Below are 17,527 nucleotides of genomic sequence, written 5' to 3'. Positions count from 1 at the left end.
AGAGACAAACAATGGTCAGCAGTTGGCGTGTGCAACAAGCCGCTCAGAATATTCGAGCCGGTGCGGTGATTGCTTACCCGACCGAGGCAGTCTGGGGCCTGGGGTGTGATCCATGGGATGAAGAAGCGGTTTATCGTTTGCTGGCGATCAAGTCACGGCCAGTGGAAAAAGGCCTGATCCTGATCGCCGACAACATTCGCCAGTTCGACTTTCTGTTCGAAGACTTCCCCGAATTGTGGCTCGACCGAATGGCCAGCACCTGGCCGGGGCCCAATACCTGGCTGGTGCCGCATCAGAACCTGCTGCCCGAGTGGATCACCGGCATTCATGAAACCGTGGCGCTGCGCGTCACCGACCACCCTACGGTGCGCGAACTGTGCGCGTTGGTCGGCCCTTTGATTTCCACATCGGCCAACCCGGCAGGTCGTCCGGCTGCCCGTTCGCGGCTGCGCGTCGAGCAGTACTTCCGGGGTCAGATCGACGGTGTGCTGGGCGGCAGCCTGGGCGGCCGCCGAAACCCCAGCGTGATCCGTGATATCGCGACCGGCCAGGTCATGCGCGCTGGCTGACGCTGGCTCAGGGAATCAGAATGGTCGAGCCAGTGGTGCGCCGAGCGGACAGCTCGGTTTGCGCCTTGGCGGCGTCCTTCAACGCGTACTGCTGAATGTTGTCGACCTTGAGTTTGCCGCTGGCGAGCATGTCGAACAGCTCGTCAGCCATGGTCTGCAGGTTCTGCGCATTGTTCGCGTAGGTGCCCAGTGTCGGGCGGGTGACATACACCGAGCCCTTTTGCGCCAGAATCCCCAGATTCACACCTGAGACCGGCCCTGACGCATTGCCGAAGCTCACCACCAGCCCGCGTGGTGCCACGCTGTCGAGCGAGGTCAGCCAGGTGTCCTGCCCCACGCCGTCGTAGACCACCGGGCACTTCTTGCCGTCGGTGAGTTCCAGCACACGTTTGGCGACGTCTTCGTGGCTGTAGTCGATGGTTTCCCAGGCACCCAGCGCCTTGGCGTGAGCGGCCTTCTCCGGTGAACTGACCGTGCCGATCAGTTTCGCGCCCAATGCCTTGGCCCACTGACAGGCCAACGAGCCGACACCACCAGCCGCCGCATGAAACAGAATGATCTCGCCCGGCTTCACCTGATAGGTCTGGCGCAGCAGGTATTGCACGGTCAGGCCCTTGAGCATCAACGCAGCGGCCTGCTCGAAACTGACCGAGTCCGCCAGCTTCATCAGATTCGCCTCAGGCAGCACATGCAACTCGCTGTACGCGCCCAAAGGCCCGGTGCCGTAGGCAACACGATCACCGACCTTGAAGCGCGTCACCTCATCGCCCACCGCCTCGACCACACCCGCCCCTTCAGCACCGAGCCCTGAAGGCAACTCAGGCGCTGGATACAGCCCGCTACGGTAATAGGTATCAATGAAATTCAGGCCAATGGCCTTGTTGCGCACAACCACCGCCTGCGGCCCTGGAGCCTCTGGCTCGAAATCGACATATTCAAGAACCTCGGGTCCTCCGACAGTGCTGAACTGGATACGCTTTGCCATGTGCTCTCTCCTTGATGGTGACCCAATATCTTATGCGTCAGACAAACAAAAGTAGCATGCTCATGCTGCGCTACCGTTAAAACGAAAGCACTGCGTGGCGTTCAGCTTTGGGGGCTTTGAGAGAGGACAGACAGGAAGTCTTCGATCAGCGCATCACCCTTGGCGCTTTTTGATTCCAGGCTCACCATCGACGGAAAGTCCTCATAGGACAGAAAAAACGCTTCGCCTTTTATCTGCACGTCCCAGACGCGCACATCCACAGCGTCGGACTTCGACGTAACGGTGCCCCCCAGCAGGCCTAGAACGAAGTCAGCATAGCGAGGGAAATCCTCCCAATCGACTTCCGCTGAAAGATTGAGGCATGAATTGCCGGAGCGCATTTTTTCGATAGCCAGCTCTTCGACATTGCAGACGGCCTTCACGTCAGGTTCTCCTCGCGTAAGTCGGAGTTCGATTAATCAGGCAGTTTTCCAAGTAATACAAACTGCGAAAGCCCCATCGGACTCCTTCCCCCGGTCTTCGTCAACTGCCAGCCCGCGCTGCCGATGGTATGCTACGCGCCAATTTGCCTGCGCCTCTTTTGCTGCGGGGGCTCAGCCGTTTGACGTCAGCCGTAAGGGATCCTCATGAGTACCCGTACCGAGGCCGTAAAAGCCTACCTGCTCGACCTGCAAGACCGGATCTGCACCGCGCTCGAGCAGGAAGATGGCAACGCACACTTTGTGGAAGATGCCTGGACGCGTCCGGCGGGCGGCGGTGGTCGCACGCGGGTGATCGAGAATGGCGCGGTCATCGAGAAAGGTGGTGTCAATTTTTCCCACGTGTTCGGCAGCAACCTGCCTCCGTCGGCCAGCGCCCATCGGCCTGAACTGGCCGGGCGTGGTTTCGAGGCGCTGGGCGTGTCGCTGGTGATTCACCCGCACAACCCGCATGTGCCGACGTCCCACGCCAACGTGCGGTTCTTCATTGCCGAGAAAGAAGGCGAGGAGCCAGTCTGGTGGTTTGGTGGCGGTTTCGATTTGACGCCCTACTACGGCGTCGAGGAAGACTGCGTGCACTGGCACCGGGTGGCCGAACGTGCCTGTGCGCCCTTCGGCGATGATGTCTACCCGCGCTACAAGGCGTGGTGCGACAGTTACTTCCACCTCAAGCATCGTGATGAACCACGCGGTATCGGTGGTCTGTTTTTCGATGACGTGAACCAGTGGGATTTCGACACCAGCTTCGCCTTCATCCGCGCCATCGGCGATGCGTTTATCAATGCCTACCTGCCGATCGTGCGGCGTCGCAAGGCTGCGGCCTATACCGTGCAGCAGCGCGAGTTTCAGGAGTTCCGTCGGGGGCGCTACGTCGAGTTCAACCTGGTGTACGACCGCGGCACGCTGTTCGGTCTGCAATCGGGTGGCCGTACCGAATCGATCCTCATGTCGCTGCCGCCGCAAGTGCGCTGGGGTTATGACTGGAAAGCCGCGCCGGGCAGCGAAGAAGCGCGCCTGACCGATTACTTCCTGACTGATCGCGACTGGCTGGCGGACAACTGATGGACCGGTACGTCGTCTTTGGTAACCCCATCGGTCACAGCAAGTCGCCGCTGATTCATCGCCTGTTCGCCGAGCAAACCGGGCAGGCGCTGGATTACCAGACGTCGCTGGCACCGCTGGATGATTTCACCGCGTTTGCCCAGGCGTTTTTCCAGACCGGACGTGGTGCCAACGTGACTGTGCCGTTCAAGGAAGAAGCCTATCGCCTGGCCGATAGCCTGACCGAGCGCGGTCAGCGTGCGGGAGCGGTGAACACCTTGAGCAAGCTCGATGACGGTACGCTACTGGGTGACAACACCGACGGTGCCGGGCTGGTGCGCGACCTGACAGTCAACTGCGGGCGCAGCCTTCGTGGTCAGCGGGTTCTGTTGCTGGGCGCGGGTGGCGCGGTTCGTGGCGCGCTTGAACCCTTGCTGGCGGAGCAACCCGCAGTGCTGGTGATTGCCAATCGCACCGTTGAAAAAGCCGAACGACTGGCTCAGGAATTTGCGGATCTGGGTCCTGTGTTTGCCAGCAGCTTCGACTGGCTTGAAGAACCGGTGGATGTGATCATCAATGCCACCTCTGCCAGCCTGGCCGGAGAGCTGCCACCGATTTCCCCGAGCCTTATCCAGCCCGGTGCGACCTTCTGCTACGACATGATGTACAGCAAAGAGCCCACCGCCTTTTGCCGCTGGGCCACTGAACAGGGTGCGGCACAGTCGGTTGATGGCTTGGGTATGCTGGTGGAGCAGGCGGCAGAAGCTTTCCTGCTATGGCGCGGCGTGCGCCCGGACTCGGCTCCGGTACTGGCCGAGTTGCGCAGGCTGCTGGCGGCTGGTTGACTGAGAGACTATCGTGCCAATGCTCCGCGTTGGCATGCCGTTCTGGGCGCTCCGCGTCCTCTTGCGACGCAGAGCGTCGGGACGATGAGTTATGGCTCAATCCTCAAACAGAATCGGGCAGTTCTGCGGCCCTTCCAGCTTGTGCAATTCCTCGATCACTTGGGGTCTGGCATTTCGCATTACCAGCACTCGCCCCTGCTGATCCAAGCGCCTGGCTTCCTGATGAAGCATTTCCACGCCTGAGTAATCGATAAAGTTGATCTGCTGCGCATCGATCACTACACGCAGCCCTTCAGTGCGTTGCAGGCGAGTTTGCAGATAATGGCTGGCACCGAAGAAGATCGAGCCGCCGACCCGCAGCACATCCTCATCGCCTTCGCGCCATTGCTGCACGCGCGGTTGTGAAGTGCGTTTGAGGTAGAAGAACAGCGAGGCCAGCACACCGGCATAAATCGCGGTTTGCAGCTCCAGCAGCAGGGTGGCCAGACAGGTCAGCGCCATCACGAAAAACTCGGCGCGGCTGACACGGAACAGTGCACGAATGCCACGGCGATCCACCAGGCCCCAACAGATCAGCAGAATTGAGGCGGCCATGGCCGGGATTGGAATGTGCGAGATCAACGAGGCTCCGGCGACCGCGAACAATGCCACCCATAGTGCCGAAAAAACGCCGGCCAACGGCGAACGCGCACCCGCCTCGTAACTCAGCGCCGCACGGGTGAACGAGCCCGCTGAGAGGTAGCCGGAAAACAGCGAGCCGACCATATTCGACAGACCTTGCGCACGGACTTCCTGATTGGCGTTGAGCATCTGCTGCGAACGTGCCGACAGCGAGCGGGCAATCGACAGGCTGTTGACCAGCCCGAGCATGCCCACCGCCACGGCGGTCGGCAGCAGTTTGAGGATCAGTTCGAGATCCAGCGGCAACGGGCTGAAGGGCGGCAGATGGCCGACGAAGGCGCTGACCACACGGACATGGCCGAACATCGCCGGCCACAGCCACACCAGCAGGCTGCTCGACGCCAGTGCGATCAACAGCGTCGGCCAGCGAGGCACGAGAAGCTTGAGTCCGATACCCAGCGCCAGGGTCAACAGACCGAGCATCAGCGAAGACAGATCGACCTCACGCAGATGCTCGAGCACGGCGCTCACGCTTTTGAGCGCGGTGGTCTGACTCGGCAGATCAATGCCCAGCAGATTGGGCATCTGCCCCAGCGCAATCACCACCGCAGCGCCCAGCGTGAAACCCAGCACCACCGAGTGCGAAACGAAATTTACCAGTGCACCGAAGCGCATCATCCCCAGCAACAACTGAAATACGCCAGCGATGAAGGTCAGCAGCAGGATCAACATGATGTAGTCCTGACTGGCCGGGACGGCGAGCGGACTGACACTGGCATACAGCACGATGGAAATAGCCGCGGTCGGCCCACAGATGAGGTGCCAGGACGAGCCCCACAGGCAGGCGATCAGAACAGGAACAATCGCGGCGTACAGACCGTACTCCGGAGGCAGCCCGGCGATCAGTGCGTAAGCGATGGACTGCGGCAGGGCCAGAATGGCACCGCTCAGGCCCACCAGCGCATCACGCCCGACACTGGCGCGGCTCTGCTGCGGCAGCCAGGCTAGAAACGGTAGAATTTTATGGCGATTGAGCCAGCGCATCGGTCCCTCGAGTGAATTGAACGTAGAGGACGCAGAGCGTCCAGAACGGCATACCCACGCGGAGCATGGGCACGATAGTTGGACACCTATCGTTCCTCACGCTCCAGCGTGGGAATACCTTGGGTGACGCTCCGCGTCACAAATCTGCGCCACGCCGCGTGCTCAAGACCTTACGCCTACAACCTGGCCTTCACCGCCGCCAGCCCATCCTTGCCATCAAACGTCTTCACGCCCTCCAGCCACGTGTCCAGCACTGCGTGATTGGCCTTGATCCAGGCCTTTGCCGCTGCGCTGTTGCTGACCTTGCTGTTCGCCACTTCGGCCATGATGCTGTTTTCCATGTCCAGGGTGAAGCTCAGATTGGTCAGCAGCTTGCCGACGTTCGGACAGGCTTGCGCATAACCCTTGCGAGTCAGGGTGAAGACCGAGCCGGTATCGCCAAAGTATTTCTCGCCGCCCTTGAGGTAATGCATACCTTTGATCTGCACGTTCATCGGATGCGGGGTCCAGCCGAGGAAGACCACAAACGCCTTCTTCTTCACATTGCGATTGACCTCGGCGAGCATCGCGGTCTCGCTCGACTCGACCAGCTTCCATTTGCCCAGATCGAATTCATTCTTCTTGATGATTTCCTGCAGCGACAAGTTGGCAGGTGCGCCAGAGCCAATGCCGTAGATCTTCTGGTCGAACTTGTCAGCGAATTTATTCAGGTCGGCAAAATCATGCACACCCGCATCCCAGACGTAATCCGGCACCGCCAGGGTGAACTCGGTGCCTTCAAGATTCCTGGCCAATTGCGTTACATCGCCGGTCGCCACGAACTTGTCGTAAAAGCCCTGCTGCGCCGGCATCCAGTTACCCAGAAAAACATCCAGCTTGCCGTCTTTCAGGCCGCCATAGGCAATCGGCACGGCCAGGGTGTCGACCTTGGCCTTGTAGCCCAGACCTTCAAGCACCACGCTGGCGATAGCATTGGTGGCCCCAATGTCACTCCAGCCCGGATCGGCCATTTTCACGGTGCTGCAACTTGCGTCCTCTGCCTGCGCCGTAAGGCTGCCGAACGTCATGACCGCGACCGCAACGGCTGTGGATAACTTCTTCATTGATGTACCCCTTTTGATTTTTTTGGTGTGGGCAGGGTCAAGGTTGCGGAAAACGTGCCTTACGCTCCAGATCGTCCAGATCAATGTGGTTGCGCATGTATTGCTGACTGGCGTCGACCAGTGGCTGGTGATCCCAACTCTTCAGCTTGCCGGTTGCCAGCGATTTGGCGACGAAGCGCCTTCTGCGCTGGCTGGCGAGCACCTGTTGGTGTATCGCCGGTATATCCCACTTGGCTCTAGCTTCAGCCAGGAAGTCATTGAACAGCTTTTCATGGGCGGGTGACTGGCTCAGATCCTTCTGCTCTTTCGGGTCCTTCTTCACATCGAAGAGCAGGCACGGGTCCTGCTCCGAATAGATGAATTTGTAAGCGCCGCGACGGATCATCATCAACGGGCTGGTCGTGCCTTCGGCCATGTACTCGCCGAACACCTCATCGTGCCCACCCTTGCGTTTCAGGTGCGGCATCAGCGAGCGTCCGTCCAGTGGCAACCCGGCGTCCAGCTTGCCGTTGGCCATTTCGACAAAGGTCGGCAGCAAGTCGGCAGTCGACACCGACGCACTGACCCGTCCCGGCTTGAACTGGCCCGGCGAGTACACCACCAACGGCACGCGGGCGGCCATTTCGAACCAGTGCATTTTGTACCAGAGGCCCTTCTCGCCCAGCATGTCGCCGTGATCGCCGGAGAACACCACGATGGTGTCTTCCGCCAGCCCGACTTCATCCAGCGTCTGCATCAGCTTGCCGACGTTCAGATCGATATAGCTGCACGCGCCGAAGTAGGCGCGGCGCGCATCACGAATCTTGTTGGTCGGCATTGGCTTGTCCCACAGGTCATAGACCTTGAGCAGCCGTTGCGAATGCGGGTCCAGCGCGGCCTGATTGGCATGCGGCGTGGGCATCGGGATTTCGTCGTTGCTGTACAGGTCCCAGAACGGCATGGGGATGGTGTACGGGTCGTGAGGGTGAGTCATGGAAACGGTCAGGCAGAAAGGCGCGTTGCCGTCCTGGCGTACGTAGTCGTACAGATACTGCTGGGACTTGAACAGCACTTCTTCGTCGAAATCCAGCTGGTTGGTTCGAATGCACGGACCGGCCTGCAACACCGAAGACATGTTGTGGTACCAGCTCGGACGCACATCAGGCTCGTCCCAGTTGACCGACCAGCCATAGTCGGCCGGGTAAATGTCACTGGTCAGGCGCTCTTCGTAACCGTGCAGTTGATCCGGCCCACAGAAATGCATCTTGCCTGCCAGAGCAGTCTTGTAGCCCAGCGCACGCAGATAGTGAGCGTAGGTTGGAATATCAGCCGGGAAGTCGGCTGCGTTGTCGTACGCGCCGATCTTGCTTGGCAGCTGACCGCTGACCAGTGTGAAACGCGATGGCGCGCACAGAGGGCTGTTGCAATACGCTGAATCGAACACCACGCCGTCGGCAGCAAGGCGGCTCAGATTCGGCATCAGGATTGGAGACCGGGCGTAAAACGGCAACATTGGCGCGGCCATTTGATCGGCCATGATGAACAGAATATTTTTGCGCTTCATGTAATCGCTGCATCCCATTGTGAAAAGTTATGCGAAAGTGCTGGATACGAGGATGAAGTCCTCGTGTTTGATGGTAAAGCCCATGCGCAGCAATGCCTAGGATAAGCACCGCTTATGTTTGAAGCTTTTGGCGATATGTCCCTCGACCTGCTGCGTGCCTTTGAAGTCGCGGCTCGCTTGCGCAGCTTCACTGCGGCGGCTATCGAACTGGGCACTACCCAGCCTGCCGTCAGCCAGCAGATCAAGCGCCTTGAAGAACAGCTGGCCACCCGCCTGTTTGACCGGATCTATCGCGGTATCGAGCTTACCGAAGCCGGCGAAATATTGTTCAGTCATGTGCAGGCTGGCCTGCAATCGATAGACAGCGGGCTGATAGCGATCACCGAACAGCACCAGCACGAAGTGCTTCAAGTGGCGACCGACTTCGCCTTCGCCGCCTACTGGCTGATGCCGCGCCTGCACCGTTTCCACAAGGTCAACCCGGACGTGGATGTCAGCCTGGTCACCAGCGAGCGTACCCACAGCATGTTACGCGCAGATATCGACGTTGCCGTACTGTTCGGCGACGGGCGCTTCAAGCAAGGCGAAAGCCATTGGCTGTTCAGCGAAGAAGTCTTTCCAGTGTGCAGCCCGCAACTGATCGCGGGTCGCCAGACGCCGCTGCCCAACGAAGCACTGCGCGACTTTCCGCTCCTGCACCTGCGCGGCGAAAGCAGCAACAACTGGTTCGACTGGGCAGGCGTATTCCGCGCCCTCGACATCCCCCAGGCCCCTACGCCCGGCCAGCTGCGTTTCGACAACTACACCCTGCTCATCCAGGCCGCGATTGGCGGACAAGGCGTCGCCATCGGCTGGAAACACCTGGTCGACGACCTCCTCGACCAAGGCCTGCTCTGCCGCCCCATCGCCGGAGCCGCCATTTCCGGCCAGGGCTATTACGTGGTTTTGCCCCAGCGCAAACGGCGCGTGCAGATCGTCCAGCAGTTCATGGACTGGCTGGCGAGTGAGCAGGCGTTGAGCGGGGTTTCGCTGGCGGGCAGGCCTTTGCCGTCGATTGCGGTGTAAGCAGGCGTTCATTTTTTGGTCAGGAAGGACTCATACATGCAAGACACCCACGGCTACCACGCCCATATCTATTTCAACGCCCAGACCCTGGACCAGGCCCGAGCCCTGTGCGAAGCCGCGACCGAGAAATTTGCCATGCAGATGGGCCGCGTTCACCAAAAACTGGTTGGGCCGCATCCGGACTGGAGTTGCCAGTTGGCGTTCGGGCATGAGCAGTTGGCTGATGTCACTTTATGGCTCGCGCTTAATCGCGATGGATTGGTGGTTTTTCTGCATCCGTTGACGGGCGATGAGCTGCGCGACCATACCGACCATGCCATCTGGATGGGCGCGGTTCGGCCTTTGAATCTGGGCGCTCTAAGTGGCTGATAGCCAGCTTCTCGACCGTTTTCCTTCAGCAATTACAAGCGCATTCCTCGTCGAAAAGATCGGTGTAAGATAGCTCCGCTGAAAAATGACCACTCGGTCCGTTGCAGCGCAAATTTCAACAAAATGGTCATGCATACGCGTCAACATCGATAAGCCGCCTTTCACGGGCTGCCTGAAATGAATGCTGAAAGACCAGACAGAGGATCATCAGAAATGCCGGATCTACTCATCGACGGTAAGACCCTTCACTACGCTGACCAAGGCACCGGGCCGGTTGTCTTGCTCGGTCACAGTTACCTTTGGGACAAGGCGATGTGGAGTGCGCAGATCGACACGCTGGCCAGCCGGTATCGGGTGGTTGTGCCGGACCTTTGGGGGCATGGGGATTCCAGCGGTTTTCCGGAAGGCACCCGCAATCTCGATGATCTCGCCCGCCATGCGCTGGCGCTGCTGGATCATTTGAATATCGAGCGTTGCAGCATCGTCGGGCTGTCGGTGGGCGGCATGTGGGGTGCGATTGCTGCGCTGCTCGCGCCAGAGCGGATCACCGGGCTGGTGCTGATGGACACTTATCTGGGCAAAGAGTCGGAAGCCAAGAAAGCCTACTATTTCTCGTTGCTCGACAAGCTGGAAGAGGCCGGTGCCTTTCCTGAGCCGCTGTTGGACATTGTGGTGCCGATCTTCTTCCGGCCTGGCATTGACCCGCAGTCGCCGGTGTATCAGGCGTTCCGCTCGGCGTTGGCGGGTATGCATGCAGAGCAGTTGCGCCAGACTGTAGTGCCTCTGGGGCGAATGATCTTTGGTCGTGACGATCGGCTTGGGTTGATAGAGCAATTGAATGCAGACACCACGCTGGTGATGTGTGGCGATGCTGACATCCCGCGTCCGCCTGAAGAAACCCGTGAGATGGCCAGCCTGATTGGCTGCCCTTACGTGCTGGTGCCTGAAGCGGGTCATATCGCCAATCTGGAAAACCCGGATTTTGTGTCAGGGGCGCTGATGACGTTTTTGGCGCGGGTTAATCAGCAGCAGGGTTGAGGTGGGCTGGTTTCTGCGCTGGGCCTTCAAGATCGAACGCGGAGCGTCCAGAAAGGCATGCGACGCGGAGCGTCGCACGATAGTTGAGATTATCGTTCCGCACGCTCCAGCGTGGGAATGCCGCTCGTGACGCTCCGCGTCACAAGTCTGTGTGTCACCGCGCATTCAAGGGCGTCAGCAGACCATCAATTCAACACACCATCCAGAATCGCGTAAACAATTCCCGAACCCACGGCGATCAGTACGACGTCGGTGCCCAGGCGTCGCCATTCGTAGCCGTCATAATGTGGCAGGTATTGCAGCGAGCGGCTGTCCAGGCGTTTACCGTAACCAGGTGGCAACGGACGGCCTTTGGCGATGTGTACACCAGGTGGCAGCGGCTGGCCTCGGCCGATGACGTCGCGGTGCTGCTGGAAGGTCTCGCGTACCGGGCCGAAATCCTGCGGTGGGCGGTTGCCGCCGCGGTTGTCCTGGTGGGCCTGTCTGCCTGGCTGGCTACCCGGGCCCTTGTCTGGACCCCTGCCGTTATCGTTGCCCGGTCCACGGTCATTGCCACGCTCGTTATGCCCGCCATTGTTCTGCGGCCCCGGCTGTTGAACGCCACGATTGTCGTCCGGGCCATCACCGCGCTGGTCAGGCGGCGCCGCTTGCAGTAGCGGGCTGGCGCTGATCATCAAGATACCCAGCCCGGTGATAAAACGGTTTGGCAGTTTCATGGTGCTTCCTCAGCTTCACTCAATGCAGCAAAAAGGGGTTCATGACATTGGTCATGAACCCCTTGTGTCGTGCTACATAGAACCGCTGATAGCGCTTTGATTCCTCTGTATCAGAAACTTTACCCTCAGCCGATGCGTGCGTTACGTACGCCTTCGGCCAATGCGGCGCACAGAGTCAACACGCCATCGATTGCCTTTTCAGGCGACTCAGCAGTGGCGATCTTATCGACGAACGCCGAGCCCACTACAACGCCGTCTGCCAGACGAGCAATGGCCGCTGCCTGCTCGGGTGTGCGGATACCGAAACCGACGCTGATCGGCAGGCTGGTGTGGCGACGCAGGCGTGCGATGGCTTCAGTAACGTGCTCGGTGGTCGCCGAGCCAGCACCAGTTACACCGGCAACCGACACGTAGTAGACAAACCCGGAGCTGCGCTCCAACACACGCGGCAAGCGCGCATCGTCGGTGGTTGGCGTGGTCAGGCGGATGAAGTCGATACCGGATGCCTGTGCAGGCGTTGCCAGTTCGGCGTCGTGCTCGGGAGGCAGGTCAACGATGATCAGACCGTCGACGCCCGCTTCTTTTGCCTGCGCCACGAAGGCTTCGACGCCAAAGCGGTGGATCGGGTTGTAGTAACCCATCAGCACAATCGGCGTGGTCTGATCGTCGACACGGAATTCGCTGACCATCTGCAGGGTTTTCTGCAGGGTCTGGCCCGCGTCCAGAGCGCGTAGCGTAGCGAGCTGAATCGCCACACCGTCTGCCATCGGATCAGTGAACGGCATGCCCAGCTCGATCAAGTCAGCACCCGCAGCAGGCAGGCCCTTCAGGACTTGCAGCGAGGTGTCGTAGCCTGGGTCGCCGGCGGTGATGAAAGTGACCAGCGCCGCACGACCTTCGGTTTTCAGCTGGGCGAAACGTTGTTCGAGACGGCTCATACCAGCTTCTCCTGAGTTTTTTCGGCGGCTGCCATATGGTTCATGACGGTTTGCATGTCTTTGTCACCGCGCCCGGACAGGCACACGACCATCAGGTGGTCGTCGCGCAGGTTGGTTGCCCGCTTCATGGCTTCGGCCAGTGCGTGAGCGGTTTCCAGTGCCGGGATGATGCCTTCGAGCAGGCAGCATTGATGGAAGGCATCCAGCGCTTCGTCATCGGTGATGCTGACGTACTCGACGCGTTTCACTTCGTGCAGGAAGGCGTGCTCCGGGCCGATACCCGGATAGTCCAGACCAGCAGAGATCGAGTGCGCGTCTGTGATCTGCCCGTCGCCATCCTGGAGCAGGTAGGTACGGTTGCCGTGCAGCACGCCCGGTACGCCGCCATTGAGGCTGGCCGCGTGCTTGTCGGTATTCACGCCGTGACCGCCCGCTTCAACGCCGATGATTTCTACGCTGGCGTCATCGAGGAACGGATGGAACAGGCCCATGGCGTTGGAGCCGCCACCCACGCAGGCGATCAGGCTGTCCGGCAGACGACCTTCCTTCTCCTGCATCTGCTCTTTGGTTTCCTTGCCGATGATGGCCTGGAAATCACGCACCATCGCCGGATACGGATGCGGACCTGCCACAGTGCCGATCAGGTAGAAGGTGTCGTCGACGTTGGTCACCCAGTCACGCAGGGCTTCGTTCATCGCATCTTTCAGGGTGCCAGTGCCGGAAGTGACTGGTACGATTTCAGCGCCCAGCAGCTTCATGCGGAACACGTTGGCCTGCTGACGTTCGATGTCGGTCGCGCCCATGTAGATCACGCAAGGCAAGCCAAAGCGCGCAGCGACGGTAGCGGTAGCAACGCCGTGCATGCCCGCGCCGGTTTCCGCAATCAGGCGTTTTTTGCCCATGCGCTTGGCCAGCAATACCTGGCCGATGCAGTTGTTGATCTTGTGCGCGCCGGTGTGGTTCAGCTCTTCGCGCTTGAAGTAGATCTTCGCGCCGCCACAGAATTCGGTCAGGCGCTCGGCGAAGTACAGCGGGTTTGGACGGCCCACGTAATCGCGCTGGAAGTAGGCCATTTCCTTGGCGAACTCCGGGTCGGCCTTGGCGGCTTCGTACTCGCGGTTGAGGTCTAGCACCAGCGGCATCAGGGTTTCAGCCACGTAGCGGCCGCCGAATGAGCCGAACAGGCCGTTGGCGTCGGGGCCGCTGCGGAAGTTGGTCTGGGTCATGAAGTGCTCCAGTTGCAGTATTGGGCGAATGAATTGAGCCGGATCGGCAATGGGTCCACTTTAACCAGCGCACGGCTCGATGAAAACCGATAAGATCGCTGCAACCTGTCAGGAAAACTCACAGATCATGAGCCGCGACCTTCCTCCCCTCAACGCCCTGCGTGCTTTCGAAAGCACTGCCCGACTTGGCAGTGTCAGTCAGGCGGCCGAACAGCTGAACGTGACGCATGGTGCTGTCAGTCGCCAATTAAAAGTGCTTGAAGAACACTTGGGTGTAAGCCTGTTCAGCAAGGACGGACGAGGCTTGAAACTCACAGATGCAGGCATTCGGTTACGCGATGTGAGTGGCGAAGCATTCGATCGATTGCGCGGCGTATGCGTCGAGCTGAGCAAGGGCAGCGCAGACGCGCCATTCGTGTTGGGATGTTCCGGCAGCCTGCTGGCGCGCTGGTTCATACCGCGTTTGAGCCGTCTTAATGCCGAGTTGCCAGACCTGCGCCTGCACCTGTCGGCAGGTGAAGGCGACCTTGATCCGCGCCGGCCCGGTCTGGATGCATTGCTGGTATTCGCCGAGCCGCCGTGGCCTGCAGACATGCAGGTTTTCGAACTGGCGAGCGAACGAATAGGGCCGGTCTTGAGCCCACGCTTCGCGCGATTCGAAAGTCTGCGCGATGCACCCGCCGCAGCGCTGCTCAAAGAATCACTGTTGCAAACCACCTCACGTCCGCAAGCCTGGCCAAGCTGGGCGCAGCACAACGGCATCGATCCGCGATCATTACGTTACGGGCAGGGTTTCGAGCATTTGTATTATTTGCTGGAGGCGGCTGTGGCGGGCCTGGGCATTGCGATTGCGCCGGAGCCTTTGGTCATCGATGACCTTAAAGCCGGTCGCCTGGCTGCGCCATGGGGTTTCAGCGAAACCCCGGCGCAGTTGGCGCTTTGGGTACCCAGACGTGCGGCCGATGGACGGGCGCGACAGCTTGCTCAGTGGTTGAAAAATGAGCTGAAGCGGTCTGAGGACCCGATCAGAATCTGATCAGTTACCGCGCTTGAACAGCATGTAGGCAGTGATCAGGCCAATGGCACCTACCGCAACACCAGCGGTGGTCCAAGGGTGCTCCTGAGCATAGTCACGAGTTGCCAATGCATTTTCGCGGGTTTTCTCTTTAACGTCTTCGTAGACATCGCTGAGCAGGCTGCGCGAATGGCTCAGTGCGCTTTCAGCGTTGGCTTTCAGATTTTTCAGTGTCTTGCGCGACTCGTCGGTAGCGTCGGCTTTCAGGCCCTCGAGGGACTTCAGGAGGCTCTCGATCTCAGCTTCCATACTCTGCAACGAGGCTTTGCGAAGTGACGTAGTAGCCATGGTGTTTCTCCTGCAATGATGAGTGGGCGTGTTGTTTCCGACTCCGGGCTTTTTGGAAAGTGCGATGGGATTTTTGCAAAGCGCTGAACTTTTGCGCGCGTTCTCCTGACAGAAGCAGGGAGCGCGGTCTATATCGCGTCTTTTCCAGACCTTCAGGAGAACTGCCATGACCGATCATCACACGTACAAAAAAGTTGAAATCGTAGGCTCTTCCACTACCACTATCGAAGACGCCATCAACAACGCCCTGGCCGAAGCCAGCAAAAGCCTCGACCTGATGGAATGGTTTGAGGTGACCGAAACCCGCGGCCATATCGAAAACGGCAAAGTCGCGCATTTCCAGGTCACCTTGAAAGTCGGCTTCCGCATTACCAACAGCTGATGCTCTTCTGAACCTTTCGGCTGGCCGATTGCCATAACCTGCGCTACACACACACTGATATGACCACATGGTTGATGTGTGGGCGTGGGGGTTTTCAATGGGCGCCTGTTCCGATGGCGTCTTCATTTGGCCGGACGAGAGGGATTACCCATGAAGAAGTTTTTGTTGGCTGTAGGCTTGCTGAGCATTGCAGGTACTGCCCTCGCGGCAGGCAAGCCATGTGAAGAGTTGAAAAGTGAAATCGACGCCAGACTCCAGGCGAAGGGCGTAACGTCCTACACGCTGGAAGTGGTCGAGAAAGGCAGCGCGTCCGACAAGCAAGTCGTCGGCACCTGCGAAGGCGGCACCAAGGAAGTCGTTTACCAGCGCGGTTGATTGCCAGCCGGGCCTGACTCAGGTCGGTTCGCCGGCTAATCCCGTTTGCAGGTTTCACGAACAGCATCGCCCCGGACTGTCATCCAGTCCGGGGCGATGCTGTTTTTGAAGCCCGCGTTGTGACCCGAAAGGTTGCTATCAGCCTTGTGCGACCTGCGCCAGAATCTCGTAGGAACGCAGCCTGTCCTCGTGCTCATACATGTCGCACGTGAAGATCAGTTCATCGGCATCGGTCTGTTCAAGCAGCACATCCAGTTTGGCGCGGATCTTGTCCGGGCCGCCAACCATCGCCAGCCCCAGGAAGCTCGCCACCGCTTCACGTTCATGCGGCAGCCACAGGCCGTCCATGGATTCGACCGGTGGGCGCTGCATCAGACTGTGCCCGCGCATCAGCGCGAGGATGCGCTGGTAAACAGATGTCGCGAGGTATTCGGCGTGCTCGTCGGTGTCTGCCGCGGACAGCGGAACGCCGAGCATCACGTAGGGTTTGTCGAGCACGGCCGATGGCTGGAAGTGATTGCGGTACACGCGAATCGCCTCATGCATATAACGCGGCGCAAAATGCGACGCGAAGGCATACGGCAAACCGCGCATGCCTGCCAGTTGAGCACTGAACAGGCTCGAGCCCAGTAGCCAGATCGGCACGTTGGTGTCTGAGCCCGGAACAGCGATCACTTTTTGATCAGGTGTGCGCGGCCCCAGATATTCCATCAGCTCGGTGACGTCATCCGGAAAATCTTCGGCGCTGCCGGAGCGTTCGCGGCGCAGGGCGCGAGCGGTCATCTGATCGGAACCTGGTGCGCGACCCAGCCCCAGATCAATTCGACCGGGATACAGGCTGGCCAGCGTACCGAACTGCTCGGCAACCACCAGCGGCGCATGGTTGGGCAGCATGATTCCGCCAGCCCCGACACGAATGGTCGACGTGCCGCCTGCCAGGTAGGCGAGCAGCACCGAGGTCGCTGAACTGGCGATGCCGTCCATGTTGTGGTGCTCGGCCACCCAGAAGCGGTTGTAACCCAGCTTTTCAACATGCTGGGCAAGGTTGAGCGAGTTGCGCAGGGAATCGGCGGGCCCTTTGTCGTGGCGCACCGGCACCAGATCAAGGGTGGAAATTTTTACATCTGCCAGACGTTTCATAGGCCGGGGTAGCTCCTCAAATTGTGATGGGCTGGCTGCTAGAGCTGCCCACGATGAAACAGCAGTGCGGGCGCAAGTCTGGCTTTTCAATGGCAGGCGGATAAAAACCTACTTAAACGCTTGGTCTTTCCGACGGTTGAACTTTCCAGAGCCGTCTATCCTCAGAACCTTGTAACAGCATTGATCCAAATTCATCTCAAGAAGGAGCCACCATGAGCATCGTCAAGAAAGCATCCGCCCACTGGGAAGGTGATCTGAAAAACGGTATCGGCAGCATTTCCACGGAAACCGGCGTGTTGAAAGAAGCCCCTTACGGCTTCAAGGCTCGTTTTGAAGGCGGTAAAGGCACCAACCCTGAAGAATTGATCGGCGCGGCCCACGCAGGCTGCTTCTCGATGGCATTGTCCATGATTCTGGGCGGTGCAGGCCTGACTGCTGAGAGCATCGACACTCAGGCTGACGTGACACTTAACCAGATTGAAGGCGGTTTTGAAATCAGCGCTGTGCATTTGACCCTAAAGGCCAAAGTGCCAGGCGCGACGCAGGAGAAGTTCGACGAACTGACCAAGCAAGCCAAAGAAGGCTGCCCGGTTTCCAAGGTGCTGAACGCCAAGATCACTCTGGACGCTACGTTGTTGAGCTGATTCACAGCGAGCTTTGCGGGAGCGCCTTGTGCGCTCCTTCA

At 59.4% G+C, this 17,527-nt stretch carries 20 protein-coding genes; 10 read left to right on the top strand and 10 right to left on the bottom strand.

Going from position 1 to position 17,527, the window contains the following annotated elements; all coding sequences use genetic code 11:
* The first annotated feature begins 11 nt into the window (after positions 1–11).
* Entirely contained in the window at positions 12–569 is a 558-nt protein-coding gene (locus tag RYB09_RS08605; RefSeq protein WP_003379455.1) for an L-threonylcarbamoyladenylate synthase, read from the top strand.
* 7 nt (positions 570–576) lie between these two features.
* On the opposite strand, the gene RYB09_RS08600 is transcribed toward RYB09_RS08605, so the two are convergent.
* Together RYB09_RS08600 and RYB09_RS08595 are read right to left on the bottom strand one after the other, a co-directional pair.
* Positions 577–1,554, bottom strand: a complete 978-nt coding sequence (locus RYB09_RS08600; RefSeq protein WP_122259329.1) for an NADPH:quinone reductase — start codon at positions 1,552–1,554, stop codon at positions 577–579.
* A 101-nt stretch (positions 1,555–1,655) separates the two neighbouring features.
* Entirely contained in the window at positions 1,656–1,976 is a 321-nt protein-coding gene (locus RYB09_RS08595; RefSeq protein WP_227449392.1) for a DUF3630 family protein, read from the bottom strand.
* 204 nt (positions 1,977–2,180) lie between these two features.
* On the opposite strand from RYB09_RS08595, the gene hemF reads away from it, so the two are divergent.
* The gene (hemF, locus tag RYB09_RS08590; protein ID WP_054985572.1) at positions 2,181–3,095 is read left to right on the top strand and encodes an oxygen-dependent coproporphyrinogen oxidase; all 915 of its coding nucleotides are present in this window, start codon (positions 2,181–2,183) and stop codon (positions 3,093–3,095) included.
* The gene (aroE, locus tag RYB09_RS08585) at positions 3,095–3,919 is read left to right on the top strand and encodes a shikimate dehydrogenase (RefSeq protein ID WP_057405201.1); all 825 of its coding nucleotides are present in this window, start codon (positions 3,095–3,097) and stop codon (positions 3,917–3,919) included. The genes hemF and aroE overlap by 1 nt, the downstream gene beginning before the upstream one ends.
* 96 nt (positions 3,920–4,015) lie before the next feature.
* Here the strand turns inward: aroE and RYB09_RS08580 are convergent, their stop codons facing one another.
* The 3 genes from RYB09_RS08580 to betC all read right to left on the bottom strand — a co-directional run bounded on the left by RYB09_RS08580 (position 4,016) and on the right by betC (position 8,230).
* Positions 4,016–5,584, bottom strand: coding sequence for a SulP family inorganic anion transporter (locus RYB09_RS08580; protein WP_316887937.1), 1,569 nt, complete (start codon positions 5,582–5,584; stop codon positions 4,016–4,018).
* Between the two features lie 176 nt (positions 5,585–5,760).
* Positions 5,761–6,687: a choline ABC transporter substrate-binding protein gene (locus RYB09_RS08575; protein WP_122259331.1), complete on the bottom strand. Its 927-nt coding sequence runs from the start codon at positions 6,685–6,687 to the stop codon at positions 5,761–5,763.
* 37 nt (positions 6,688–6,724) lie between these two features.
* Positions 6,725–8,230: a choline-sulfatase gene (gene betC, locus RYB09_RS08570; protein ID WP_058402468.1), complete on the bottom strand. Its 1,506-nt coding sequence runs from the start codon at positions 8,228–8,230 to the stop codon at positions 6,725–6,727.
* A gap of 114 nt (positions 8,231–8,344) precedes the next feature.
* Here betC and RYB09_RS08565 point away from each other — a divergent pair, with 114 nt between their 5' ends.
* The 3 genes from RYB09_RS08565 to RYB09_RS08555 all read left to right on the top strand — a co-directional run bounded on the left by RYB09_RS08565 (position 8,345) and on the right by RYB09_RS08555 (position 10,702).
* Positions 8,345–9,295 (top strand): choline sulfate utilization transcriptional regulator, encoded by a 951-nt coding sequence (locus tag RYB09_RS08565; RefSeq protein ID WP_058402467.1) that lies wholly within the window; start codon positions 8,345–8,347, stop codon positions 9,293–9,295.
* 36 nt (positions 9,296–9,331) lie between these two features.
* Entirely contained in the window at positions 9,332–9,664 is a 333-nt protein-coding gene (locus tag RYB09_RS08560; protein WP_122259333.1) for a DOPA 4,5-dioxygenase family protein, read from the top strand.
* Positions 9,665–9,877: 213 nt separating this feature from the next.
* Complete coding sequence (locus RYB09_RS08555; protein WP_122259334.1) at positions 9,878–10,702, top strand: alpha/beta fold hydrolase; 825 nt, start codon at positions 9,878–9,880, stop codon at positions 10,700–10,702.
* Between the two features lie 185 nt (positions 10,703–10,887).
* Here RYB09_RS08555 and RYB09_RS08550 read toward each other — a convergent pair whose 3' ends face one another.
* The 3 genes from RYB09_RS08550 to trpB form a co-directional block, all read right to left on the bottom strand.
* On the bottom strand, positions 10,888–11,418 hold the full coding sequence (locus tag RYB09_RS08550; protein WP_122259335.1) for an anti-virulence regulator CigR family protein: 531 nt from the start codon (positions 11,416–11,418) through the stop codon (positions 10,888–10,890).
* A gap of 125 nt (positions 11,419–11,543) precedes the next feature.
* Positions 11,544–12,356, bottom strand: coding sequence for a tryptophan synthase subunit alpha (trpA, locus tag RYB09_RS08545; RefSeq protein WP_316887933.1), 813 nt, complete (start codon positions 12,354–12,356; stop codon positions 11,544–11,546).
* Positions 12,353–13,582 (bottom strand): tryptophan synthase subunit beta, encoded by a 1,230-nt coding sequence (gene trpB / locus RYB09_RS08540; protein ID WP_219170690.1) that lies wholly within the window; start codon positions 13,580–13,582, stop codon positions 12,353–12,355. The genes trpA and trpB overlap by 4 nt, the downstream gene beginning before the upstream one ends.
* Before the next feature lie 79 nt (positions 13,583–13,661).
* On the opposite strand from trpB, the gene RYB09_RS08535 reads away from it, so the two are divergent.
* A complete protein-coding gene (locus RYB09_RS08535; protein ID WP_005732767.1) occupies positions 13,662–14,618 on the top strand; it encodes a LysR family transcriptional regulator in 957 nt (318 codons plus the stop codon).
* Here the strand turns inward: RYB09_RS08535 and RYB09_RS08530 are convergent, their stop codons facing one another.
* Entirely contained in the window at positions 14,619–14,945 is a 327-nt protein-coding gene (locus RYB09_RS08530) for a YqjD family protein (protein ID WP_002551349.1), read from the bottom strand.
* Between the two features lie 166 nt (positions 14,946–15,111).
* On the opposite strand from RYB09_RS08530, the gene RYB09_RS08525 reads away from it, so the two are divergent.
* Both RYB09_RS08525 and RYB09_RS08520 read left to right on the top strand, forming a co-directional pair.
* Entirely contained in the window at positions 15,112–15,327 is a 216-nt protein-coding gene (locus RYB09_RS08525) for a dodecin (protein WP_002551350.1), read from the top strand.
* A gap of 150 nt (positions 15,328–15,477) precedes the next feature.
* The gene (locus RYB09_RS08520; RefSeq protein WP_002551351.1) at positions 15,478–15,702 is read left to right on the top strand and encodes a DUF1161 domain-containing protein; all 225 of its coding nucleotides are present in this window, start codon (positions 15,478–15,480) and stop codon (positions 15,700–15,702) included.
* Between the two features lie 138 nt (positions 15,703–15,840).
* Here RYB09_RS08520 and RYB09_RS08515 read toward each other — a convergent pair whose 3' ends face one another.
* Entirely contained in the window at positions 15,841–16,842 is a 1,002-nt protein-coding gene (locus tag RYB09_RS08515) for an LLM class flavin-dependent oxidoreductase (RefSeq protein ID WP_004660365.1), read from the bottom strand.
* A 212-nt stretch (positions 16,843–17,054) separates the two neighbouring features.
* On the opposite strand from RYB09_RS08515, the gene RYB09_RS08510 reads away from it, so the two are divergent.
* Entirely contained in the window at positions 17,055–17,486 is a 432-nt protein-coding gene (locus tag RYB09_RS08510; RefSeq protein ID WP_002551353.1) for an OsmC family protein, read from the top strand.
* Positions 17,487–17,527 lie beyond the last annotated feature (41 nt).

The organism is Pseudomonas syringae group sp. J254-4 (genome assembly GCF_032586855.1).
Classification (GTDB): domain Bacteria; phylum Pseudomonadota; class Gammaproteobacteria; order Pseudomonadales; family Pseudomonadaceae; genus Aquipseudomonas; species Aquipseudomonas amygdali.
This window is presented reverse-complemented; position numbering and strand designations above follow the sequence as displayed.